Source organism: Pontibacter ramchanderi, assembly GCF_002846395.1.
Classification (GTDB): domain Bacteria; phylum Bacteroidota; class Bacteroidia; order Cytophagales; family Hymenobacteraceae; genus Pontibacter; species Pontibacter ramchanderi.
The window spans coordinates 774,839-796,084 of sequence record NZ_PJMU01000002.1 but is presented as its reverse complement, the minus strand read 5'-3'; the positions used below and the strand labels follow the sequence as shown (position 1 = coordinate 796,084).

At 52.0% G+C, this 21,246-nt stretch carries 24 protein-coding genes; 14 read left to right on the top strand and 10 right to left on the bottom strand.

Annotation, left to right across the window (positions count from 1 at the left end; translation table 11 throughout):
* Positions 1-95 precede the first annotated feature (95 nt).
* The 5 genes from ftsY (at position 96) to BD749_RS10470 (ending at position 4,255) form a co-directional block, all read left to right on the top strand.
* Complete coding sequence (gene ftsY / locus BD749_RS10490; protein ID WP_101444290.1) at positions 96-1,058, top strand: signal recognition particle-docking protein FtsY; 963 nt, start codon at positions 96-98, stop codon at positions 1,056-1,058.
* A 17-nt stretch (positions 1,059-1,075) separates the two neighbouring features.
* On the top strand, positions 1,076-1,591 hold the full coding sequence (locus tag BD749_RS10485; protein ID WP_101444289.1) for a hypothetical protein: 516 nt from the start codon (positions 1,076-1,078) through the stop codon (positions 1,589-1,591).
* Between the two features lie 81 nt (positions 1,592-1,672).
* Positions 1,673-2,068, top strand: a complete 396-nt coding sequence (locus tag BD749_RS10480) for a hypothetical protein (protein WP_101444288.1) — start codon at positions 1,673-1,675, stop codon at positions 2,066-2,068.
* Between the two features lie 165 nt (positions 2,069-2,233).
* Positions 2,234-3,547: a 30S ribosomal protein S12 methylthiotransferase RimO gene (gene rimO, locus BD749_RS10475; RefSeq protein WP_101444287.1), complete on the top strand. Its 1,314-nt coding sequence runs from the start codon at positions 2,234-2,236 to the stop codon at positions 3,545-3,547.
* A gap of 312 nt (positions 3,548-3,859) precedes the next feature.
* Positions 3,860-4,255, top strand: a complete 396-nt coding sequence (locus tag BD749_RS10470; RefSeq protein WP_101444286.1) for a hypothetical protein — start codon at positions 3,860-3,862, stop codon at positions 4,253-4,255.
* A gap of 1 nt (position 4,256) precedes the next feature.
* On the opposite strand, the gene BD749_RS10465 is transcribed toward BD749_RS10470, so the two are convergent.
* The gene (locus BD749_RS10465) at positions 4,257-4,637 is read right to left on the bottom strand and encodes a PH domain-containing protein (RefSeq protein WP_180336381.1); all 381 of its coding nucleotides are present in this window, start codon (positions 4,635-4,637) and stop codon (positions 4,257-4,259) included.
* Positions 4,638-4,892: 255 nt separating this feature from the next.
* On the opposite strand from BD749_RS10465, the gene bshC reads away from it, so the two are divergent.
* Positions 4,893-6,470, top strand: a complete 1,578-nt coding sequence (gene bshC / locus BD749_RS10460; protein ID WP_180336380.1) for a bacillithiol biosynthesis cysteine-adding enzyme BshC — start codon at positions 4,893-4,895, stop codon at positions 6,468-6,470.
* Positions 6,470-7,051, top strand: a complete 582-nt coding sequence (locus BD749_RS10455; RefSeq protein ID WP_101444285.1) for a 5-formyltetrahydrofolate cyclo-ligase — start codon at positions 6,470-6,472, stop codon at positions 7,049-7,051. Before bshC ends, BD749_RS10455 begins: the two co-directional genes overlap by 1 nt.
* A 126-nt stretch (positions 7,052-7,177) precedes the next feature.
* Here the strand turns inward: BD749_RS10455 and BD749_RS10450 are convergent, their stop codons facing one another.
* The 3 genes from BD749_RS10450 to mnmD form a co-directional block, all read right to left on the bottom strand.
* Positions 7,178-7,495 carry a hypothetical protein gene (locus BD749_RS10450; RefSeq protein WP_101444284.1) on the bottom strand — a complete coding sequence of 106 codons (318 nt, stop codon included), beginning with the start codon at positions 7,493-7,495 and terminating at the stop codon, positions 7,178-7,180.
* Between the two features lie 271 nt (positions 7,496-7,766).
* Complete coding sequence (locus BD749_RS10445) at positions 7,767-8,306, bottom strand: glutathione peroxidase (RefSeq protein WP_101444283.1); 540 nt, start codon at positions 8,304-8,306, stop codon at positions 7,767-7,769.
* 54 nt (positions 8,307-8,360) lie between these two features.
* Positions 8,361-9,038 carry a tRNA (5-methylaminomethyl-2-thiouridine)(34)-methyltransferase MnmD gene (mnmD, locus tag BD749_RS10440; RefSeq protein ID WP_101444282.1) on the bottom strand — a complete coding sequence of 226 codons (678 nt, stop codon included), beginning with the start codon at positions 9,036-9,038 and terminating at the stop codon, positions 8,361-8,363.
* Positions 9,039-9,424: 386 nt separating this feature from the next.
* Between mnmD and BD749_RS10435 the strand changes: the two genes are divergently transcribed.
* Entirely contained in the window at positions 9,425-9,853 is a 429-nt protein-coding gene (locus BD749_RS10435; RefSeq protein ID WP_101444281.1) for an acyl-CoA thioesterase, read from the top strand.
* 21 nt (positions 9,854-9,874) lie between these two features.
* Positions 9,875-10,948: a 23S rRNA (adenine(2503)-C(2))-methyltransferase RlmN gene (gene rlmN / locus BD749_RS10430; protein WP_076668855.1), complete on the top strand. Its 1,074-nt coding sequence runs from the start codon at positions 9,875-9,877 to the stop codon at positions 10,946-10,948.
* 77 nt (positions 10,949-11,025) lie between these two features.
* On the opposite strand, the gene BD749_RS10425 is transcribed toward rlmN, so the two are convergent.
* Entirely contained in the window at positions 11,026-12,015 is a 990-nt protein-coding gene (locus BD749_RS10425) for a YihY/virulence factor BrkB family protein (RefSeq protein WP_245869033.1), read from the bottom strand.
* A gap of 272 nt (positions 12,016-12,287) precedes the next feature.
* Between BD749_RS10425 and BD749_RS10420 the strand changes: the two genes are divergently transcribed.
* Entirely contained in the window at positions 12,288-13,016 is a 729-nt protein-coding gene (locus tag BD749_RS10420; RefSeq protein ID WP_101444280.1) for a hypothetical protein, read from the top strand.
* A 128-nt stretch (positions 13,017-13,144) separates the two neighbouring features.
* Here the strand turns inward: BD749_RS10420 and BD749_RS10415 are convergent, their stop codons facing one another.
* The 4 genes from BD749_RS10415 to BD749_RS10400 all read right to left on the bottom strand — a co-directional run bounded on the left by BD749_RS10415 (position 13,145) and on the right by BD749_RS10400 (position 17,101).
* Entirely contained in the window at positions 13,145-14,599 is a 1,455-nt protein-coding gene (locus BD749_RS10415) for a DUF4403 family protein (RefSeq protein ID WP_245869030.1), read from the bottom strand.
* 75 nt (positions 14,600-14,674) lie between these two features.
* The gene (locus BD749_RS10410) at positions 14,675-15,013 is read right to left on the bottom strand and encodes a thioredoxin family protein (protein ID WP_101444279.1); all 339 of its coding nucleotides are present in this window, start codon (positions 15,011-15,013) and stop codon (positions 14,675-14,677) included.
* Positions 15,014-15,165: 152 nt separating this feature from the next.
* The gene (locus tag BD749_RS10405) at positions 15,166-15,837 is read right to left on the bottom strand and encodes an opacity family porin (protein ID WP_101444278.1); all 672 of its coding nucleotides are present in this window, start codon (positions 15,835-15,837) and stop codon (positions 15,166-15,168) included.
* 286 nt (positions 15,838-16,123) lie between these two features.
* Entirely contained in the window at positions 16,124-17,101 is a 978-nt protein-coding gene (locus tag BD749_RS10400) for an NAD-dependent epimerase/dehydratase family protein (RefSeq protein WP_101444277.1), read from the bottom strand.
* Between the two features lie 419 nt (positions 17,102-17,520).
* Here BD749_RS10400 and BD749_RS10395 point away from each other — a divergent pair, with 419 nt between their 5' ends.
* From BD749_RS10395 to BD749_RS10380, 4 genes are all read left to right on the top strand, one after another.
* Positions 17,521-18,753: a hypothetical protein gene (locus BD749_RS10395; protein ID WP_101444276.1), complete on the top strand. Its 1,233-nt coding sequence runs from the start codon at positions 17,521-17,523 to the stop codon at positions 18,751-18,753.
* Between the two features lie 63 nt (positions 18,754-18,816).
* Complete coding sequence (gene kbl, locus BD749_RS10390) at positions 18,817-20,013, top strand: glycine C-acetyltransferase (RefSeq protein ID WP_101444275.1); 1,197 nt, start codon at positions 18,817-18,819, stop codon at positions 20,011-20,013.
* Between the two features lie 101 nt (positions 20,014-20,114).
* Complete coding sequence (locus tag BD749_RS10385) at positions 20,115-20,402, top strand: hypothetical protein (RefSeq protein WP_101444274.1); 288 nt, start codon at positions 20,115-20,117, stop codon at positions 20,400-20,402.
* A 29-nt stretch (positions 20,403-20,431) separates the two neighbouring features.
* Positions 20,432-20,644, top strand: a complete 213-nt coding sequence (locus BD749_RS10380) for a PLDc N-terminal domain-containing protein (RefSeq protein ID WP_101444273.1) — start codon at positions 20,432-20,434, stop codon at positions 20,642-20,644.
* Between the two features lie 102 nt (positions 20,645-20,746).
* Here BD749_RS10380 and BD749_RS10375 read toward each other — a convergent pair whose 3' ends face one another.
* A complete protein-coding gene (locus BD749_RS10375) occupies positions 20,747-21,091 on the bottom strand; it encodes a hypothetical protein (protein ID WP_101444272.1) in 345 nt (114 codons plus the stop codon).
* Positions 21,092-21,246 lie beyond the last annotated feature (155 nt).

Here is a 21,246-nt window from a genome sequence, read left to right as displayed (position 1 = left end):
CATAGATAGAATACATGAAGAAGTCCCTTTATTGGGACTTTTTTAGTATATTACCGTATCACACCGAGACAGTCTTCACCCTACAAAACACGCAGATGGGAATTTTTGACTTTTTCAGCAAAGAGCAGAAGAAAGAATCGCTCGACAAAGGTCTGGAGAAAACCAAAACCAGCTTTTTCGGGCAGTTGAGCAAAGCAGTCGTGGGCAAGTCTACGGTTGACGTGGAGGTGCTCGACGAACTGGAGGAAATTCTGGTGCATGCGGACGTAGGGGTAGAGACAACGGTGAAGATTATTGACCGCATTGAGAAACGCGTAGCCCGCGACAAGTACGTGAGCACCAGCGAGCTCGATCGGATCCTGCGGGAAGAGATTGCCGCCCTGCTTGAGGAGAACCGTGCCGGCGACGGCGCCAACTTCGATCTGCCGGCAGGTATAAAGCCATACGTGATCATGGTGGTGGGCGTAAACGGCGTGGGTAAAACCACGACCATCGGCAAATTGGCCGCGCAGTTCCACAAAGCCGGCAAGAAAGTCGTGCTGGGCGCTGCCGATACCTTCCGTGCCGCTGCCGTAGACCAATTGATCATCTGGGGCGAGCGTGTGGGCGTGCCGGTAATTTCGCACGGCATGAACACGGACCCGGCCTCGGTGGCTTATGATGCCGTAAAGAAAGGTGTGGACACTGGTGCTGACGTGGTGATCATCGACACGGCGGGCCGACTGCACAACAAAGTGGGCCTGATGAACGAGCTTTCGAAGATCAAGCGTGTGATGCAGAAGATTACGGCAGACACCCCGCACGAGGTGCTGTTGGTGCTCGACGGCAGCACAGGCCAGAACGCCCTGATTCAGGCGCGTGAGTTTACTAAAGCTACCGACGTAACGGCGCTGGCCATCACCAAGCTGGACGGTACAGCCAAAGGCGGTGTGGTGATCGGTATTTCTGATGAGTTTAAAATTCCGGTGAAATACATTGGGGTAGGTGAAAAGATCGAAGACCTGCAGCTGTTCGACAAGCATCAGTTCGTAGAGTCATTCTTCTCCCGCAAAAAATAACATAAGCTGCTGCCTGTATGGCGAAATTGCTGTTGATCGTTTTGTCACTGATGCTGACCGTATGCAACGGTACCCAGGGTACCGCAGGGCAGGAGGGCGAAGCGCAAAGCACGCAGCAGGAAATGAAAGCACAGCAGGGCCAGCAGATGCAAGTAAAGCAAGGTATACAGGGGCAGATTCTCTGGGAGGCAGGTAACCAGATGCCCTCCCCGGACGCACCGCCCAGCAGCGGCTGCCGCGGCGTGGAGCGCACCGTATACATCTACGAGCTGACTAACAGTTCGCAAACCACATCTACAGACGGTGTTTTCCACACCAACATCAAAACGAAACTAGTTACCCAGGTAAAGACAGACGCCAACGGCAACTTTGCAGTCAGCCTGAAGCCCGGCAGGTATAGCCTCTTCACCAAGGAAGAGCAGGGCCTTTTTGCGAACCTTTTCGACGGGGAGATGAACATCTTTCCAGTGGAGGTAAAGGAAGGCGAAGTGACGACGGTGGAGTTTCTGGTGAATTACAATGCGTTTTATTAGGCGCCCTTCAGCAGCTTAAAGACATAAGTAAGTTACTTAGCTGCTGATTTACAAAGCTTACCTTAATCCTTAAATGGCCTGATGAGCCCTATAACTGTTCCCTACCACCTGTTAATCCCTACGGTAGCTAGCATTGCGGTGCTATTACTTATCCTAGTCAGGAGGGAGCGGCTACTCAGAACACAGTCAAAGAAGAGCTACTGGGTTTCCCTCGTGATCTTCCTCGCTACTTATGCGCTCATTGTTGGCGGGGCTACCTTTTACGATATCTACTATCAATGGGACTTGAACAGATATGACCTGGACGGTGATGGTTTCTTTGGTGCGAACGAGGTAACGCCAGCACAAGAGGCTGCCCTGCGGAAGCTTACGAACGACATGGGGCGGAACCTTTCCATGATTACAGGGCTGGTGTTTTCAGCAATGGTAGCTATAGCTGCCTACATGGTCGGGATGATAAGAAGTAAAGCAGTTTGATGCAGTAAAGCATGGATCATAAAAACAAAACAGCCTGCTACTTAGCGGGCTGTTCTTTTATTAACCAAACATGTTGTACTTTTGCAGTTCGTCTGCCCGATCGAACTAATGCGCAATAGCAATGGTTTTGAAGAATTGGGAATTATCGCGCTAATACAGAAATAAGTGAAAGTAAGAAGTTTAAAGAAAGACAAGGTCAACGTCATCACCTTGGGTTGCTCGAAGAACCTGGTGGATTCGGAAGTGCTGATGGGGCAGCTGCGTGCCAATGAATTTGACGTGGCGCACGAGTCTGAAAACGACGATTCGAATATCATCATCGTGAATACCTGCGGCTTTATCGACAACGCCAAGCAGGAGTCCATTGATACCATTCTGCGCTACGCCGAGGCGAAAGAGGCCGGCCAGATCGACAAGCTATACGTAACGGGCTGTTTGTCGCAGCGCTACAAGGATTCTCTGGAAGCCGAGATCCCGCAAGTAGATGCTTATTTCGGTACGCTCGAAATGCCGCAGCTCCTCAAAAAGCTGGAGGCCGACTACAAGCACGAGCTCATCGGCGAGCGACTCATCACCACGCCTTCGCACTTTGCTTACTTTAAGATTGCTGAAGGCTGTAATCGCCCTTGCTCTTTCTGTGCTATACCTCTGATGCGCGGCAAGCACGTAGACCGTCCGATCGAGGACTTGGTGAAAGAGGCAAAGCGTTTGGCCAGCATGGGTACCAAGGAACTCATCCTGATTGCCCAGGACCTGACTTACTACGGACTGCAGCACTACGGCGAGCGCAAGCTGGCTGATCTGCTCCGCAACCTGTCCGATGTGGAAGGTATCGACTGGATTCGTATGCAGTATGCTTACCCGTCGCAGTTCCCGATGGAGGTGTTCGACGTGATGAACGAGCGCGAGAACATTTGCAAGTACCTGGATATGCCACTGCAGCACATCTCCGACAACATGCTCAAGACCATGCGCCGTGGTATCAGCAAGCGCCGCACCATCGAGCTCGTGGATCAGATCCGCCAGCGTGTGCCCGATATTGCTTTGCGCACCACACTCATCGCTGGTCACCCGGGCGAAACCGATCAGGATTTCCAGGAGCTGTACGATTGGGTGGAAGAAACCCGCTTTGAGCGTCTGGGTATCTTCACCTACTCACACGAAGAAAACACCCACTCCTATACCTTAGAGGACAACGTGCCGGACGAGGTGAAGCAGGAGCGCGCCGATGCCATCATGGAGCTGCAGCAGGGTATTTCGGTAGAGTTGAATGAGGAGAAAATAGGCAAAACCTACAAAGTGCTATTCGACCGCAAAGAGAGCGGCTACTTTGTGGGCCGTACCCAGTATGACTCGCCGGAGGTAGACAACGAGGTGCTCGTGCCAGCCGACAACCAGTATGTGCGCCTCGGCGACTTCGCCAACGTGAGGATCACCGATTCTTCGGACTTTGACCTGTATGGGGAAGTAGTTCTCTAGTTGGGACTTAGAGTTTAAATGCGGCTATACCTTGCAGGTATAGACCAGATGTAAAGTCAGAAGAAAATGTATTTTGGCTTTGAGTCAGGTATACACTTCGGCGGGGCACGGACGAATGGAAGTCTTTTGTCCTTTGTCTAAATCTTCTTCGTCAAGTTTAATAACAACCATTATCAAAGGAAACTCCCTAAGTGCTTTGGCGAACAGGGAGTTTCCTTTTTTGTTTCTATCCCGGAATTGTGTATTATGGACATTCAAACCAGAGTATAGCACAAAACGCAGGCTTTCTCTCGTAAAGTCTACTTTACCTATATGCGGCACATTAAGCTCCTTACAACCGATTCGCTCACTCTCGAATATAACGCTGTCGAAGATTACATTTCGGCCACCTGGCATGGTGTTTTCACAAGCGATGTGATTAAACAAGGCTACGAGCAGATCCTGTTTTTTCTGCAGAAGGAGCGCTGCCACAAGCTACTCGACAACCACTACGATGTGCAGGGCCTTTGGGTAGAACTGACGGAATGGCTGGCTCACGACTGGCACCCACGGGCCGAAAAAGCAGGCTTAGAATATCACGCCGCCGTTTACTCGCAGGATTACTTTAGTCGCCTTTCCACCGACAGAGCCTTGAACATGGTTCGGAACGGCATCGCCAAAGGGTTTGAGACAGTTGAGAACGGTGAAGCCTGGCTCAACTCCCTGTAGGTTATTTCAGCACGTACTTGCTCAGTACCTGGTAAGCCTCGTTCACATTGTCGCCTTTGCGGAACTCCTGTTTAATAGTGGGCGTGGCTTCACCCGTAAGCCAGATCTTCAGTTCGGCATCAAAGTCTAACATGCCGGCACTCTCTTTTGAAAACATCTTGATACTGCTGTAAGGCACGCTCTGGTACTCTACTTTGGATCCCGTAAGGCCTTGTTTGTTCACCACGATCAGCCGCTTGTTCGTAAACACGAGCATGTCGCGGATCAGGCGGAAGGCTTTTTCGATCTGCTCGTCGTGGAGCAATATCGGCTGAAACTCTTTGGTGAGTTTCTCGACAGGTACTGCTGAGGCGTGGCCCAGTATTCCGTTTAGTAGTCCCATAAGGTTGACTGGATAAGAGAACATTTGACAAAGGACAGCAGAAGGTGCAGGTATAGCCCGCAACAGGATGTTCTGCAGGAGTTGTCCGAATGCTTATACGTATAAACTCCAGATTCCATCCGCCTCTACCTGTTTTCTATCGTATCAGCTGTATATCAAAAATAAAAAAACGTACTTTGTAGCCAACATAGGCACAGGCGTTTTGTTATACCGTGCAGGTATAGGCCGCTGGTGCTACGCCACAAAACAGAGCAGATGGAAGTAACCGATATGAAAATCTCGAAGGTAACATATGCCGCCACAGGCGCCTTCTCCCAGACAATAGCCGATTACCTTGCCCAAAACGAAAAGATGCAGGCGTTCTATCATCGCTTCCCGACGCTGGAGGCTTTTGAGGAGCAAATCAAAGAAAAAACGTTCGACAAGGCCCAGCGCCATACCTTATACTTGGCTTTGCAAGAGCAATACGGTTCGGTGGCTGACATTCACCCTGCGGTGCAGCAGCACCTGGAGCTGTTGCAGCAGCCTAACACCTATACCGTTACCACGGGCCACCAGCTTAATATCTTTACAGGCCCGCTTTACTTTGTGTACAAGATCGTGACGGCCATCAACACCTGTCGCCAGCTGAAGGCAGCTTACCCGGATTACAACTTTGTGCCAGTGTACTGGATGGCCACTGAGGACCATGATTTCGCGGAGATCAACCACTTCAACCTATTTGGCAAACGCTATACCTGGGAGTCGGAGCAGAAGGGGGCCGTGGGTCGTTTCGCTACAGCCGGCCTCGACAAAGTGCTCGAAGAGCTGCCCGAAGCTTTCCCGGTTTTTGAAGAAGCCTACCGCAACAGCAAGACCCTGGCTGATGCCACCCGTGCCATTACGCATGCCCTGTTTGGCGAGTACGGGCTGGTGAGCATTGACGGTGACCACGCAGAACTTAAGAAGGCCCTTATACCTGTGGTGGAAAAGGAGCTGACCGAGCAACTGTCGAACAGACTGGTGGAGGAGACCAATGTGCAACTGGAGCAACTGGGGTACAGGCCGCAGGTGTTTTCGCGCGAGATCAATCTGTTTTACCTGCAGGAAGGTATGCGCGAGCGCATTGTGCAGGAGGGCGACAGGTATAGCGTACTCAATACCGACCTTAGTTTTACGCAGCAGGAAATCCTGCAGGAGGCGCAGGAGCACCCGGAGCGCTTCAGCCCGAATGTAATACTACGGCCACTGTACGAGGAGCTGGTGCTGCCGAACCTGGCCTATATTGGCGGCGGGGCAGAAGTGGCGTACTGGTTCCAGCTTTGTAAGGTGTTCGAGGCCCATCAGGTAACTTTCCCGATCATCATGCTGCGCAACTCAGCACTCTATATCAGCAAGCCGAACGCCACCCGCATGCACAAACTGGGCCTGCAGCCGCTCGATCTGTTCCAGGATTATCAGGAACTCAAGAAGAAGCTCTCCGCCCAACTGCACGAGGTGGAATTAGACTTGGAGACGCAACGCAAGGCGGTGGCCAGGGCGTTCAAAGAGGTAGAAGAACTTGCCGCAGGTATAGACCCTACTTTGGTGAAGGCCGTGGCGGCCGAGCAGCAGAAAGCCAACAACTCGCTGCAGATGCTTGAGAAAAAACTCGCCAAAGCCCGCGACAGCAAACACGAGCAGACATTCAAGCAACTCGAAAACCTGAAGGACAAGCTTTTTCCGAACGGCAGTTTGCAGGAGCGCCAGGATAACCTGCTCTCGTACCAGACCAACCACCCTAACTTTATACCTGCCCTGGTGGAGGCTTTTGACCCGCTCGAGTTTAAATTTACGATACTGGAGGAAGAGTAATGTACAAGGCCGAGCTGCGCAAAATCATGCTGCAACGCCGCCGGGCACTGTCGGCGGATGAGGTGGCCGTGCGAAGCCAGCGCATTGCCGATCTGTTTTTCAGGCATTTCCCGCTGCAGGCAGGGCAGACGGTGCACGTGTTTCTGCCCATCGTCAAAAACAACGAGGTAAATACCTGGCCCATCATTGAGCGGCTGCGGCTGGAGCAGCCCGAGGTGCGGGTGGTGGTGCCTGTGACCGATGCGGCCCAGAACGTGCTCACCCACCATCACCTCACCGAGGAGTCGGTGCTGGTGGAAAATGCCTGGGGTATACCGGAGCCGAAAGACGCCCGGATCGTGCATGCTGATGAGGTGGATCTGGTACTGATCCCGCTGCTGGCTTTCGACAGGCAAGGCCACCGGGTAGGGTATGGAAAAGGCTTCTACGACCGCTTTCTGGCCGACTGCCGGCCCGATGTGGTAAAGGTTGGGTTATCGCTGGAGCCGCCCGTGGAGCAAATCGCAGATCCCAACGAGTTTGACGTGCCGCTCGATTTTGCCATTACGCCCGAAGGCGTCTGGCCTGAAGTTATACCTTAACACTCCATTAGCAATTGTCTTACAAGCGCTCCTTTGTTGATAGCTTTCTTTCTTTTCAAGGGATACCAAACAAAAAGCCCTGCTGCATGGGCTACAACAGGGCTTTAAGGGGAACGCTATCAGCGCTTATTTCTTTTTGCCGCTTACTACCTGGCGAAGCTGAGCCACAGGACCGAATTCAGCCTGCTCAATGGTTTTGCCGCCCAGGTAAATTTTGCGCAACTGCACTTCAACAGGCGCCATGGTGCGGGTCATGTCTGAGCTCACCACTTTGGTGTAAAATTCACGGGCCTCCAAAACGGCGCCGCGCTCAAAATGGTGTCTTGACTCGTTTTTGTTAACGGGCAGCCCCGGTATAACCTGGTAGGTCGTGCACACTACTTCGTACTTCGCCTGGAATGGAGTTACCAAAGGCTTTACCACTTTCTGTAATAGTTTCTTCATTTTGCTTCCTGTTGATTTGCTTTCATTGCTCTAAGACAATGCAAAATAAGACTTAATTCCAGAAATAAAACAATTTTTGTGGCAGAGCCCTTAAAAAAAATGTAACAACAGAATTATAAGTTGCTGTTTTATACTTTGTTAAGATTGAACTTTGTTATGGCGGGCAAAGTGGTAAGAGCTTGTAATAAAACCAAGGTATAGCACGCATACGCTATACCTTGGTTTTATGTATTGTTAGTGATGCTAGTGCATGGTGCAACTTGCTGATATGCTATTTGTTAGCCTGCTCCAAGGTGTCGGGTGATACAGCTGTTTTCTGGAGTAAGCGTTCTATGTCCGGTGTTATTTTCTCTGGTTTGGTAATCGGGGCGTAGCGTTTTACAGGCTTCCCGTCGGCATCAATCAGGAATTTGGTGAAATTCCATTTCACGCGGCTGCCCAGCAGGCCGCCCAACTCCGACTTCAGGTACTGAAACACGGGGTGAGCATTGTTGCCGTTCACGTCCACTTTCTCCATCATTGGAAAGCTCACGCCGTAATTGATCAGGCAGCCTTGCTCAATCTCCTCTTTACCACCTGGTTCCTGGTTGCCGAACTGGTTGCAGGGGAAGCCCAGCACCACCAAGCCCTCGTCTTTGTACTTCTTGTACAGGTTTTCCAGGCCTTCATACTGGGGCGTAAAGCCACAGTGGCTGGCCGTGTTCACCACCAATACTACCTTCCCCTTAAAATCTTCCATGTTCACCTCTTTGCCCTGCAAAGAAGTAGCCGATAGGTTATAAAATTCGCTCTTGTTCTGAGATTTGCTCATGGTTTCGTCTGTAAGGTATATGCTATACCTCAACCGAAAATCTATCAAAAGGTTTTATTCGACCGGCCTCACCCCACGGGTCATCTCCCGCTTGCCCGGAGGGCCTGGCAGGGCCTCCACTTCGAATCCGGCGGCTTTGAGGCTGCGCTTAAACGAGCCTTTGGCGCAGTAAGTAACCAACACACCGCCAGGGCGGGTCGCCTGGAAGAGCTTGGCAAACATTTCGTCCGACCACAACTCGGGTTGCTTTTCGGGAGCGAAGGCATCGAAGTAGATCAGGTCGTAATAGGCGCGCGGCGGCACGAACTCCTCGAGCGTTTCGTGAATTTTCTGCAGCGTGAAATACGGAATTATCTCAAACGGTTCGTTCCAGGGCGCACGGTGCAGCTGCAGGAACACATCGTGCAATTCAGGGTTCAGGATCACCTTATCAAATTGCAGTTGCTCCACCACCTCCATAGTCAGTGGGAATTTCTCCAGTGTGTCGTATTGGATGAAAGCCTTCTGGGCAAGAGCGAAAGGGTAAGAAAGGATGGCATTGAGTCCGGTGCCAAAGCCCACCTCCAGTAGCTTGATGTCTTTGCGTGTATTGAGCACATGCTCCAGGCCGTGCTTAATAAAGACATGCTGCGACTCCTGCAACGCCCCATGCACCGAGTGGTAGTGCTCGTTCATTTCGGGCACATACAAGGTGTAGGAGCCATCTTTGGTCTGCCTGATTTCGAGATGCATGATTATTTGTTTAATTTACAAATGTAAGCAATCAGGAATGAATAATTATAGGTAATGACTAATCAAGAATGATTAATGATTAATGAATAATCGTTAGTGCGTAATGATTAGAGTGGATTGATTAAGGTGATGAACTACTCCGCAGCCAAACTTCTATCTTACTATTTGCTGAGCTCTAACGCTGCACAGCTGATTCCGAGTTATGAGTCCACGTTTACCAATCCTTAGATGTGAACATACTCAGCAGTTTGCTTCGGGATATCCATATTCTGTAAAGCATTAATTTGCTATAAGGACAGGTCACAACCTGCTCGAATCGTTCATAACCAACAATTTAACAATACAACCATTCAACAATTAACAATCAACAATCAACAATTTAAAACATGCCCCGCATCAAAGTCGCTATACCTGACCACGTCTCTTTCGAAACCGCTATACCTGTCCGCATCACCGACCTGAACTACGGCGCCCACCTGGGCAACGATGCCCTGCTTTCCATCCTGCACGAGGCCCGTTTGCAGTTGTTGAAACACTTCGGCTATACCGAGCTCGACCTGGGCGGGGCCAGCCTGATTATGGCCGACGTAGCCATCGAGTACAAGGGCGAGGGCTTCTACGGCGATGTGCTTACCCTGAAGCTGGCTTTTGACGATGTGCACAAGTATGGCTTCGATATTACCTACCACGTGCTCAACCAGAATGGCAAGGAAGTGGCCCGCGCCAAGACGGGTATGCTGTGCTTTAACTACCAGCAGCGAAAATTAATGGCACTGCCCGACGAAGTAAAAGCCCGGATTGAAACTAATGCCTAAGTATTTTTGTAATTTTGTGGTATGAATTTGATTGCAGATATACCCGTTTTAACTAAAAAAGACATTCGTAAGCTGTCGCTGGACGACCTGAAAGCCTGGCTCGTGGAGCAGGGCGAGAAAGCGTTCCGTGCCAAGCAGGTATACGAGTGGATCTGGAAGCACTCGGCCCAGTCGTTTGAGGAGATGAACAACGTGAGCCTGGCCCTGCGCGAAAAGCTGGACCAGCACTTTGCCATTAACGCGGTGCAGGTGGCCACCAAGCAGATCAGCAACGACGGCACCATCAAGTCTGCCTTCAAACTCTACGACAACAACATCGTGGAGGGCGTGCTTATACCGCACGAAGAGCGCAAGACCGCCTGCGTGAGCAGCCAGGTAGGGTGCTCGCTTACCTGTAAGTTCTGCGCCACCGGCTACATGGACCGCGTCCGCAACCTCGATGCCGCCGAGATCTACGATCAGGTGGTGCGCATCAACCAGCAGAGCCTGGAGCAGTACGGCCAGCCGCTTTCCAACATCGTGTACATGGGCATGGGCGAACCAATGCTCAACTACGCCAACGTGATGAAGAGCATCGAGCGCATCACGGCGCACGACGGCCTGGGTATGGCCGCACGCCGCATTACGGTGAGCACCGCAGGTATAGCGAAGATGATAAAGAAGATGGCCGACGATGGCGTGAAAGCCAACCTGGCCCTGTCGCTGCACGCAGCCAACGACGAGAAGCGCAACCAGATTATGCCCATCAACGAGACCAACTCGTTGGAGGCGCTGACCGATGCTCTGAAGCACTTCCACCAGGTGACAGGCCGCAAGGTAACCTACGAGTACATCGTGTTCCAGAACTTCAACGATACGCTGGAGGATGCCGAGGAACTGTACCGTTTCTCCAAAGTGATCCCTTGCAAGATCAACCTGATCGAGTATAACCCCATCGAGAACGCCGATTATAAGAACACAGACGAAGAGCGCTGGCAGAACTTCATTTACTACCTCGCAGACCGTGGCGTGCAGGTGAATGTGCGCCGCAGCCGTGGCAAAGACATCGACGCTGCCTGCGGACAGCTCGCCGTGAAAGAGAAACAGCCCGCTTAAGCGCGTTAGTTATACCTGAAACAAAAGGCCCCTGCTATACCTGTAGCAGGGGCCTTTTGTTATACTTGTCAGCCCATCTAACTGGCTTTGTTGAACCTGCCTTCCGGTCTGGGTCTGCCGCTGGAAATGTCGTGTGGGTTTTGCGTGACTTCCTGTTCTCTGAACAGCACGGCGTGCTCCTTCGGCCGAATCTCCTGGCCAAACTCGGCGGCATACTGCTGGGTAAACTCGGCTCCGAACAGCACAATGAGCGAGGAGTAGTAGATCCATACCAAAATCACGATGATAGAGCCTGCTGCCCCGTAAGCCGAGCCCGGGTCGCTGGTGCTGATAAACCAGCTGATCAGAAACTTGCCGATCGTGAAGAGCAAAGCCGTGATCAAAGCACCTACCCATACATCGCGCCACTTGATATAGGCATCCGGCAGGTACTTGAAAATAAGCGAGAATAAAGCTGTAATAATGGCTACCGACAGCACAAAGTCCATCGCCTTAATCAGGAAATAAAGCACATCAGGCGAGATGAACTGCAGGTAATTGTCGAATATCTGGCGGAGGTAATCGCTCAGGATAGAGATGACGGCGCTCAGCAGAAGCGAAACCAACATCAGCAGGGCGATGCTCAGCACAATGCCAAACGAGAACATGCGCACCTGCAGCATCTTCACAATACCGTTCGTCGGTTTAGGCTTCACGTTCCACACCCGGTTCAGCGACTCCTGCAGGGTGGCAAAGAAGGTGGTGGATGCGAAGATCAGGGTACCGATACCAATCCAGAAAGCGATGCCGCCGCCTTCGCTTAGCGCCGCGTTCTGCACAATGGTTTCAATAGACTCAGCCGCGCTAGGGCCTATGGCAGCGGAAATCTGCGCGGAGAGCTCACCCGAAACGGCCTTTTCCCCCAGAAAAAAACCCGCCGCCTGTATGATGATAACAAGCAAGGGCGGGATGGAGAAAATGGCGTTGAAGGCCAGCGCTGCAGCGAGCAGCAACGAGCCATTGTCCAGAAACCCGTTGAAGGTATTTTTGGAAAGAGGAAATATAATGCTGGTTATAGATTTCGTCATGTTGCTTGTCTGTATCATCAGAATAGCTTTTTGATACGACAGCGGGAAATGTTAGGTTGGAAACCCTACAGCTTGTCGGTGGTGGCTGTGAGGTTGACACGGGCGTTCATGACAGCCTGTATACCTGCCAGCATCAGGTAGATGTTATCAAACGACAGCTCGCGCATGGCCCTTCGCTCGTAATGGGTTAGAGCACAGTTGCCTTCAACGTATTGGCGACATCCTGCGCAGGTATAAATTCGTACACGGGAGCGAATATAAGGTATAGCCCCATGTCGCTAAGAAACCAACTCCAAACACTGTTTTTGTTCCTGTTGCTTTTCGGCTGCGCTCAGAGCCCCGGCGACAAAGCCCAAGGTATAGCCCAGCAGGTGTTGGAAAACATGGGCGGGGAGAAAGGTTGGAACGACACCCGCTACCTGGCCTGGACATTCAACAAGCAGTACCAGGTGTGGGACAAGCACCAGAACCGCTTCCGCTGGGAGCAGGACAGCCTCGTAGCCATTATCAACACCGACACCAAGGACGGCAAGGTATACGTAGCGGGTCAGGAACTGCAGGACCTGGAGGAGAAACAGAAACTGCTGGAGCGCGCCTATGCCCTCTGGATAAACAACTCCTATTGGCTCGTGATGCCCTTTAAGCTGCAGGACGAAGGCGTGACGCTCCGGTATGTGGGTGAGGAGCAAACCCTGGAAGGGGCGCCGGCCGATGTGCTGGAGATGACCTTCGCCCAGGTGGGCCTCACGCCGCAGAACAAGTACAAACTATGGGTGGATCAGGAGCAGGGTCTGATAACGCAGTGGGCCTTCTTCCGAAACGCAGAAGATGCCGAGCCCACCTTTACCCGGCGCTGGAGCGACTACAAAGACTACGGCAATATAAAATTAGCCTCCGACCGCAGCAACGCCCAAGGTGAATTCAAGCTGACCGACATCGCCACGCCAGGCGAAGTGCCAGATAGCGTGTTCAACAGCCCCACACCAATTGAAAAACTTTAGTTCTGGGAATATAAGACACGACATCATTTCTACCGGACCGGTATAGAGGAGAAGAAACGGGAAGGGCTGCCATACCTGGCAGCCCTTCCCGTTTTTAAAGTCTTACAGCTTAAGTACCGCGCCCGAAACTACAACTTGTCGATGGTGGCAGTGAGGTTACCGCGAGCATTCACGACGGCCTGTATACCTGCCGGGCTGAGGTAAATGTTCTCGAGGGCCAGCTCACTCACGGCCCCGCGCAGCAGCACAGACTCGTGCAGGCGCCCTGACTGGTTCAGGGTTTGCTGGAGCAGATTGCGCACGTCGGTTAACTGGCTTTGCACCGGTATGTTCACCTGGCTTTGGATCATGTCCTTGAACTTGTTTTTAGCGAGCCAGCTGGCCGTATTCAGCAGCATGTCTTTGGTGTGGAGGTCGTAGTCTACGTCGCGCAGTTTGATGGAGGCGGTTTGGGCATCGTAGTAAGGCGTGCCGCGCAGGTATACCTTACCAACCAGCTTCTTGGTGAAAAGCCCTGCCTTGGTTTTGCCGTCCACGGCCAGCATCAGCACCAGTTGCTCGCCGCTCGGAGTAATGGCGGCGTCCTTCACCGTAAGCTGGCTTTTGCCGTCGTCGAAGGTATAGGTCTGGTTGGCTACCTGTTGCTGCATCAGGTTGCTGGCCTGGGTATAAGGAACGGTGGCGGTAAGCCCGATCTGAATGTCGTCGCTCAGGCGGCTGTCGATGATGAGGCGAGGCAGGGTTTTGTTTACCTGCGCCTGCGGCTTGCCATTGGTGTTGACGTGTATGAACGAGCTGATACCCAGCCGTGTGTGCAGACTGCCGTTGTGGGCATACAGCGGGGCCATGCGAACTTCCTGCGGCTTCACGGTGAGCCAGGCATTGAGCTGATCGTCCAGCTTCACGGGTTGCTGCAGTTGCACCCAGGTGTCGGCCACATACTGGCGCAGATTCAGGCGGTTTTGTATTTCCTTGTCGAGCTGGCGGGCGATCGTGTTCATCTGCTGCTTCATGGCAGGCTCTATAAACCGGGTCAACCCGATTTTGATCGGCCCCAGCGTAATATAAGGTTTGGTGTCTCCCCACTCGAAATTGCCGCTGGTGATGGTGTTAACTTTGTAGTCGTCGGTCAGGCCAAAGCGGCTCTCGGTACGCACGACCATGTCAAAAGAGGTGGCTTCGGTCTTGCTGAACGAAGGGCAGGCTTTACAGGGCTCCCAGTTCCAGCGCCCTTTGGCATGTACCTGAAGCGGCACACTGAAGTAAAGTTTGTCCTGTTCGGCCCGAATGGTCATGCGGCCCTTTTTGAGCACCGTCACCATCAAGTTGTCATCGTTTAGGTTGTCGTCTTTGTAAAGAGCGCCCTGCAGTTCCTGGTTCAGCTTCTCCTCAATAGCTGCCAAAGGTATAGACACAGGTATGCTGATAGAAGACAGCTTGGGTTGATAGGCAGTTGGGCTTGCCACCGTAACTGGCGGAGCTTCCGTGTCCAGACGAGCGGTGCTGGAACAGGCCTGAAAGGTGAGCAGGATGCTCAGCACGAACAAAATAAATACAAGCTGCAGGGTAGTGAGTCGGAACACGCGGTATAGGCTTCTGAATAAGGACGCAATTTACGGCTTTTGCGCTTTCGCTATACCTGTGCCAGGTATAGCAAATCAGGATTCCTGGGCCGCAGGCTGCAGGAGCCGGGTCAGCATAGCGCGAATGCCTTCTTCGGTGTCAACAATGCCGCACTCCTGAATTGTTCCTTTCAGGTACGAAGCAAAAAATGGCGTGCCGGTTAGCCTAACCTCCTGGCTGGATACTGGGTTTTCGCTGGCACTCATGCGGGCAAAGGTGATAGTATGGTATTGTGGTTCCGTGGAAAGTTTGCGGAAGGATGGGGAAAGTTGTTTGCAAACCGGGCATGCCGGGTCGGTGAACTTGACGATCACTCTTTCCTTTTCAAATATCAGCTGGCGCAGCTTGTTGTCATTTATATCAGATACAGTCATATTTTGTGTTTTGAGGCCGGGAAACCCGCGGCGGTATTCCTGTAATCTGTAGACGTTTTGTGCAAAATATAGGTTAACTGCTGAATAAGAAAACAGCCGCCTGCAAGATGCAAGCGGCTGATTGTATAAGTGTAGCTAATCTTTAAACTTTATTAAAATACAAATCCTACCCGTAGACCTCCATTGGCAAAAGGATAGAAGCGAATGGAGTGGTAGCCTTCCTGTTCTTGCGAAGAGTTAGGAAAATCTCTTTTGAAGGTGGTTTCAATGTCATTGTATTTGTTATAGCGCACGCCTGCACCAACTTCGAACCCCACGTAAAAACGTGGCGCAAAATAATAGTCGACACCTGCCAGACCGTTCAAGCCTATGTTGAAATTGGCTTGATCCGCTAAACTGTTATAAGCTGTCGATCCCTTTACAGTGAAGTGATCCGTTTCATACTTCGATGTTCTGAAACCAATCGGCAACTCAACTCCGATATAAGGCGAAAGCCTGTTAGTGCCACCAAAGTGCCTTTCTATACCTGGTGCCAGGCTAATGCCGAAAGTAGAGCTGTAGACCTCAGCTTCCATTTTGCTATAGGTGTAGTCCAGACTGGTGCCTAGTCGCAACGCCTTGTTTTCAGCCGTAAACTTACGGACACGCAGCTGGCCGCCGTTAAGGAATGTGCCATATTCTAAATTGACACTGACTTCAGTAGTGATGTCGCCTGCGGTTGGCTTATAAGTTTTGTTTTCAGGTTGTACTACCTCTGCGGTCTGCGCCTGTGCTGTGAAAGCTGCGGCCAGGCAGCAGGAAAGGGCTAGTAGTTTTAGCTTCATATAGTAGATTTGGTTAGTTATATATAGATAAAACCAAATACTATGCCATGTTGGGTGATTTAGGGTATAAGTAGGAATAAAAAGGATGTAAAGCAGACGGGGTGTTTGTTAATATGTTGTCTGTTAGTGTATTACGGGTGCAATAAAAGCGGGCGATGCTTTCGCACCTCCCGCTTTTAGATTATGCTTTGCAGGCTACAGGTATAGCCCGGCGACCTAACGCCCTTATTGTTAAAAGTCCTTTGTCTAATCGTATTTTGGCAAAACCAGTAGTCTTTTGTCAATACTACGCCAGCGTCTGCTCTTCCTTCATCTTCTTCAGGTTCAGCAGCATATCCTTGGTCATGGCATCCAGGTCGTAGGCCGGTTTCCAGCCCCAATCCTGCTGGGCGGTGCTGTCGTCGATGCTCTGTGGCCACGAGTCGGCGATCTGCTGACGGTAGTCAGGTTTGTAAGTGATCTTGAAGTCAGGTATAAACTTTTGAATGGATTCCGTGATCTCTTTTGGCGAGAAGCTCATGGCACTCAGGTTATAAGAATCACGTATCTTCACCTGCTCGGCTGGTGCGTGCATCAGGTCCAGGGTCGCTTTGAGGGCATCTGGCATGTACATCATCGGCAGGTAAGTGTTTTCGCTCAGGAAGCACTCGTAGGTTTCGTTTTCCAGGGCTTTGTGGTAAATGTCCACGGCATAATCAGTAGTGCCGCCGCCTGGCAGGGCTTTGTAACCGATGAGGCCGGGGTAGCGGAGGCTGCGCACATCAAGGCCATACTTCTGGAAGTAGTACTCGCACCAGCGCTCACCCGCCTGCTTGCTTACACCATAAACCGTGTTCGGGTCCATGACGGTGTACTGCGGCGTGTTCTGACGCGGGGTGTTCGGGCCGAAAACAGCAATCGAGCTGGGCCAGTATACCTTCTGCACCTTGTGCTCCAGCGAGAGGTCCAGCACGTTGAAGAGGCCCTCCATGTTCAGTTTCCAGGCGAACTTCGGGTTACGCTCACCGGTGGCCGAGAGCACAGCCGCCAGGTGGTAAATCTGCTTGAATTTATATTTAGAGGCCAGTTCGGCCAGTACGTTTGTGTCCAGCACATCCACTTTCTCAAAAGGGCCTGAGTCGCGGAGGTCGGCCTGCTTGGGCGCCGCAATGTCGACCGCCACCACATTCGACCCACCGTACATGTTGCGCAGCTCCAGGGTGAGTTCCGAGCCAAGTTGTCCGCAGGCACCAATCACCAATACCGTGTCACTTGTGTTTGCCATAGTCTGTTAAATTATTTTGCACAAAGTAACCGATTTCGAGGCAATACTGAAAGTATAGGTGCAAGAATCGCAAGGCTACAGAGCAGAAGCACGTTGAACTTGAAATGGGTACAAATAGAAAACGCTTGCCAGGGGCAAGCGCTTCAAGCTCACTAATTTAATCTTAACCTAATATTTTCACCACGCACCAAAGGTATAGCCGCAGATCGGGTACTGAAATAGCCAAAGGCAGATTTAACGATTAAGTAATGCAATAGTAAAATAGAAATAATGCCCGCCTGTTTCAGGTGTGCGATTTTCTTATATTTGTTGAGCGATCGGGCACTGCAAACCAGGCAGCCAGCTGATGGAGCGAATATAGAAACACGATTCCGACCTGTTTCCGTACCTTTGCAGGTATAGCACACGGTCAGCATATTATGACGTTTGAAGAGTACCTCATAAAAAAACGGATAAACAAGGATGCCTTTGCGGCAGAGGACCCGGCCCGTTATCTGGCTTGGGAAAGCATGTATGCGCAGATGCATCCCAATAGCTTTTATGTGGCCGTAAAGATGGTGCTCAACAACGTACGCCTGCGCTACCACCTGCGCGAAGAAGACGTGCCGAAGCCAGCCGCAACCGCCGCTCCGAGACCGGCCGCGCGGCGTGCTGCCCCATCTGCTGCTATACCTGAGACTCCGGTTGGCACAAACTCTGATGCGCCAGCTATACCTGCCGCGACAGATGTTCCACAGGAAACAACTGAGGAGAAGCAGGTTACACCAGCCGCAGTGCCTAAACCGAGACCAGTAGTGCGCCGCCCTGCCGCTTTGCAAAACCCAGAAACCGGCGACCAGACAGCCTCGGAAAAGCCAGCGGAAGGAACAACTCCTGCTACTCCCAAGGCCAGGCCCGTTATCAAGCGTCCTGTTATATCGAAGCCAGCTGCCGATCCAACGATCGACAAGCCCGCAGAGGCGGATTCGCCTGTACCACAGGAGCCAGTCGCGCCACGAGCCCGGGCGGTGATCAAGCGCCCAGCAGCCCTGTCGAAACCGCCGTTGCAACCAGCAAGCGAAACACATGCGGATAACGCTATACCTGAGCAGCCCGCTGCGGCAAACCCATCCGCTGAACCTGCAAAGCCAGCCCGCCCAAGACCCGTCATCAAAAGGCCGGCCGCTTTGCAAAAGCCAGTGCAGGAACAAGAAGAGGCAACTGTAGATAGGCCAGCCCCAAATCCGGATGTTCCGGCTGCAGGTATGGCGCCAACGGGCGATGCCGCTGCAGAGACTCCGAAGCCTCCACGCCCGAGGCCGGTCATCAGGCGTCCGACGGCTTTGCAGAAACCTGTGCAGGAAGAAGATAGTCCCGGGGCAGAAGAGAAACCAGCTGCAGCAGAAGGAACAGCTAATGACAACCCGAGCCAGTTCGCAAGCGAAGGAACACCCAAACCTCCACGGCCGCGTCCAATCATCAAACGTCCGGCACCGGCAGCAGCTTCAACGGGGTTAGATCAAACGGCCAACCCGAAAGTAGAAGGACAGCAGAAGCCGGAAGACGAACCGTCAAGCGTACCGCCTGCGTCTATACCTGAGGAGGCACCCCAACCCAAGCCGCCACGGCCAAGACCGATCATGCGTCGTCCGCCGCCCAAAACGGAAGAGTAAATCCAAGCAGGCACTATACCTGCCACAACATAAAAACAAGTAACCGCTTAACGAAGATAACCCATGTACGAAACCTTAAAACCAGATTTAGAACAGCAGCTTGCCGAGATCAAGGAAGCTGGTTTGTATAAGCAGGAACGCATTATCACTACCCCACAGGGCGCTGATATTGATACCACGCAGCAGGCGCATGTGCTCAACTTCTGCGCCAACAACTACCTGGGCCTGTCAGCTCATCCACGGGTAATCGAGGCAGCCAAACACGCCATCGATACGCACGGTTACGGTATGAGCTCGGTGCGCTTTATCTGCGGCACCCAGGACATCCACAAAGAGCTGGAGCGCAAGATCTCTGAGTTCCTCGGCACAGAAGACACCATTTTGTACGCGGCGGCGTTCGACGCCAACGGCGGTGTGTTCGAGCCCTTGTTCGATGCTGAGTCGGCGATCATTTCCGATGCCCTTAACCATGCGTCAATCATCGACGGCATCCGTCTGTGCAAGGCGCAGCGTTTCCGTTATGAGCATAATAACATGGAGGACCTGGAGGCCAAGCTGCAGGAGGCTGTAAATGCCGGCACCAAGCACCGCATCATCGTCACCGACGGCGCTTTCTCAATGGACGGCACCGTGGCGCAGCTCGACAAAATTGTGGAGCTGGCCGACAAGTACAAGGCTCTGATTATGGTGGACGAATGCCACAGCTCCGGCTTTATGGGCAAGACAGGTCGCGGCACGCACGAGTACCACAACGTAATGGGCCAGATTGACATCATTACAGGTACACTCGGCAAAGCCCTGGGTGGCGCGATGGGTGGTTTCACCTCAGGCCGTAAAGAGATCATCGACATGCTGCGCCAGCGCTCGCGTCCATACCTGTTCTCCAACTCACTGGCACCGTCTATCGTGGGTGCGTCTATCGCCGTGCTCGATCTGCTGAGCTCCACAACCGAGCTGCGAGACAAGCTGGAGTGGAACACGAAGTACTTCCGTGAGCAAATCACCGCCGCTGGTTTCGACATTAAGCCAGGCGACCACCCGATTGTGCCGGTGATGCTCTACGACGCACCGCTGGCGCAGGAGTTCGCGGCCCGCATGCTCGACAAAGGCATCTACGTAATCGGTTTCTACTACCCAGTAGTACCGAAAGGCCAGGCCCGCATCCGGGTGCAGCTCTCCGCCGTGCACGACCGTGTGCACCTGGATAAATGTATCGCTGCCTTCACAGAAGTAGGCCGTGAATTGGGTGTGATCAAGTAAAACAACAAACCCGCCAGGTATAGAAACGGCCGCTTTCATTGGGAAGCGGCCGTTTTTTTGTTACCTTGTCATGATTGCTTATACCTATACCTGCTATACCTATGAACAATGTCAAGATAAAAGCTGGTCAGTTGCTGCTCGGTACCGTGCTGGCCTGGCTGGTGATTTCGTTTCTGGCCTATGCCACAGCGGATATGCGGGGTGAGGTGAACCTGACAGGCACGCTACTGCAGATTACCTTTTACTTCTCTATCTTGCTCTCGGCGGAGGCTTACCTGAGCATGATGCTCAACCCGCAGTGGGTGCGCGTGAACCTGGGGATGGTTTTGCTACTCTGCGCACCTGCACTGGCCTACCTGGCCTGGTTTGTCAGTCAGATTATTTTCTGATAAGCCATCCACGACACTGAATCATCGCTATGCTGTTCTGTTATATTGAAATGGAGCCTTTCTTCAGCCTTATGGTGCTGCTGGTGGTAATCCACTACGTCCTGGTGGTGCTCTCGCTCCTGCACCTGATCTTCCGAACCAACTATACCCTGACCGAGCGCCTGCTCTGGATGGTGGTGCTTTGGGTGGTGCCCGTGTTTGGCTTGCTGGCTTACTGGGTATTCTGGAAGCGTAGAATTTAAGGGGTAAAAGCAAAAAAGCCTCCGCTAAGCGGAGGCCCTTTCCATAGTTCTAAGTATAGTTTCTTTAAATGCGCTTTGGCTATTTGTATGCTTTAGCTAAGACTATTCCTGCTCTTTAGAAGCGTCCTGGCCTTGCTCATCAAGCGTAATAGTACCAGTCTGGCCTTCTTTGTTCGTCAGGGCGATTTCGTAAACAACTTTTGCGTTAGCGGCACCTTCAGCCGGTTTCACTTTGTAGATGTCGCCTACTGTCCACTCTTTGTAAGCTTCGTGATCCAAAACAGCCTTTACAGGCGCAGGAAGCTGATCTTTTGTAACTTTCTCTTTATTGTCGTTTTGTGTCTGTGTCTGGGCTTGCTCAGCAGCCTGTGTAGCTTGTGCGTTCGCATCAATTGATGTAAATCCAAGAAGGGCGATGGCGGCTGCTAAAAAAGTTACTTTTTTCATGTTATGTCAGTTTAGTTTAGATTAACATTTGTTTCGCATTGCCCTATTGGCATAACCGTGCCAGAACTGGTATTTGAGCTCAATCGATTGGTAATCAGTTGGTTGTTGTTTATGCGGATTTATCACAAACTGTGGAAGGGAACATGAAAGTGGGG

Excerpts from the sequence above, each read along its gene's own strand:
- ftsY (WP_101444290.1), top strand. The coding sequence starts at position 96 with ATGGGAATTTTTGACTTTTTCAGCAAAGAGCAGAAGAAAGAATCGCTC.
- BD749_RS10485 (WP_101444289.1), top strand. The coding sequence starts at position 1,076 with ATGGCGAAATTGCTGTTGATCGTTTTGTCACTGATGCTGACCGTATGC.
- BD749_RS10480 (WP_101444288.1), top strand. The coding sequence starts at position 1,673 with ATGAGCCCTATAACTGTTCCCTACCACCTGTTAATCCCTACGGTAGCT.
- BD749_RS10470 (WP_101444286.1), top strand. The coding sequence starts at position 3,860 with ATGCGGCACATTAAGCTCCTTACAACCGATTCGCTCACTCTCGAATAT.
- BD749_RS10465 (WP_180336381.1), bottom strand. The coding sequence starts at position 4,637 with ATGGGACTACTAAACGGAATACTGGGCCACGCCTCAGCAGTACCTGTC.
- bshC (WP_180336380.1), top strand. The coding sequence starts at position 4,893 with ATGGAAGTAACCGATATGAAAATCTCGAAGGTAACATATGCCGCCACA.
- BD749_RS10455 (WP_101444285.1), top strand. The coding sequence starts at position 6,470 with ATGTACAAGGCCGAGCTGCGCAAAATCATGCTGCAACGCCGCCGGGCA.
- BD749_RS10450 (WP_101444284.1), bottom strand. The coding sequence starts at position 7,495 with ATGAAGAAACTATTACAGAAAGTGGTAAAGCCTTTGGTAACTCCATTC.
- BD749_RS10445 (WP_101444283.1), bottom strand. The coding sequence starts at position 8,306 with ATGAGCAAATCTCAGAACAAGAGCGAATTTTATAACCTATCGGCTACT.
- mnmD (WP_101444282.1), bottom strand. The coding sequence starts at position 9,038 with ATGCATCTCGAAATCAGGCAGACCAAAGATGGCTCCTACACCTTGTAT.
- BD749_RS10435 (WP_101444281.1), top strand. The coding sequence starts at position 9,425 with ATGCCCCGCATCAAAGTCGCTATACCTGACCACGTCTCTTTCGAAACC.
- rlmN (WP_076668855.1), top strand. The coding sequence starts at position 9,875 with ATGAATTTGATTGCAGATATACCCGTTTTAACTAAAAAAGACATTCGT.
- BD749_RS10425 (WP_245869033.1), bottom strand. The coding sequence starts at position 12,015 with ATGACGAAATCTATAACCAGCATTATATTTCCTCTTTCCAAAAATACC.
- BD749_RS10420 (WP_101444280.1), top strand. The coding sequence starts at position 12,288 with ATGTCGCTAAGAAACCAACTCCAAACACTGTTTTTGTTCCTGTTGCTT.
- BD749_RS10410 (WP_101444279.1), bottom strand. The coding sequence starts at position 15,013 with ATGACTGTATCTGATATAAATGACAACAAGCTGCGCCAGCTGATATTT.
- BD749_RS10405 (WP_101444278.1), bottom strand. The coding sequence starts at position 15,837 with ATGAAGCTAAAACTACTAGCCCTTTCCTGCTGCCTGGCCGCAGCTTTC.
- BD749_RS10400 (WP_101444277.1), bottom strand. The coding sequence starts at position 17,101 with ATGGCAAACACAAGTGACACGGTATTGGTGATTGGTGCCTGCGGACAA.
- BD749_RS10395 (WP_101444276.1), top strand. The coding sequence starts at position 17,521 with ATGACGTTTGAAGAGTACCTCATAAAAAAACGGATAAACAAGGATGCC.
- kbl (WP_101444275.1), top strand. The coding sequence starts at position 18,817 with ATGTACGAAACCTTAAAACCAGATTTAGAACAGCAGCTTGCCGAGATC.
- BD749_RS10385 (WP_101444274.1), top strand. The coding sequence starts at position 20,115 with ATGAACAATGTCAAGATAAAAGCTGGTCAGTTGCTGCTCGGTACCGTG.
- BD749_RS10380 (WP_101444273.1), top strand. The coding sequence starts at position 20,432 with ATGCTGTTCTGTTATATTGAAATGGAGCCTTTCTTCAGCCTTATGGTG.
- BD749_RS10375 (WP_101444272.1), bottom strand. The coding sequence starts at position 21,091 with ATGAAAAAAGTAACTTTTTTAGCAGCCGCCATCGCCCTTCTTGGATTT.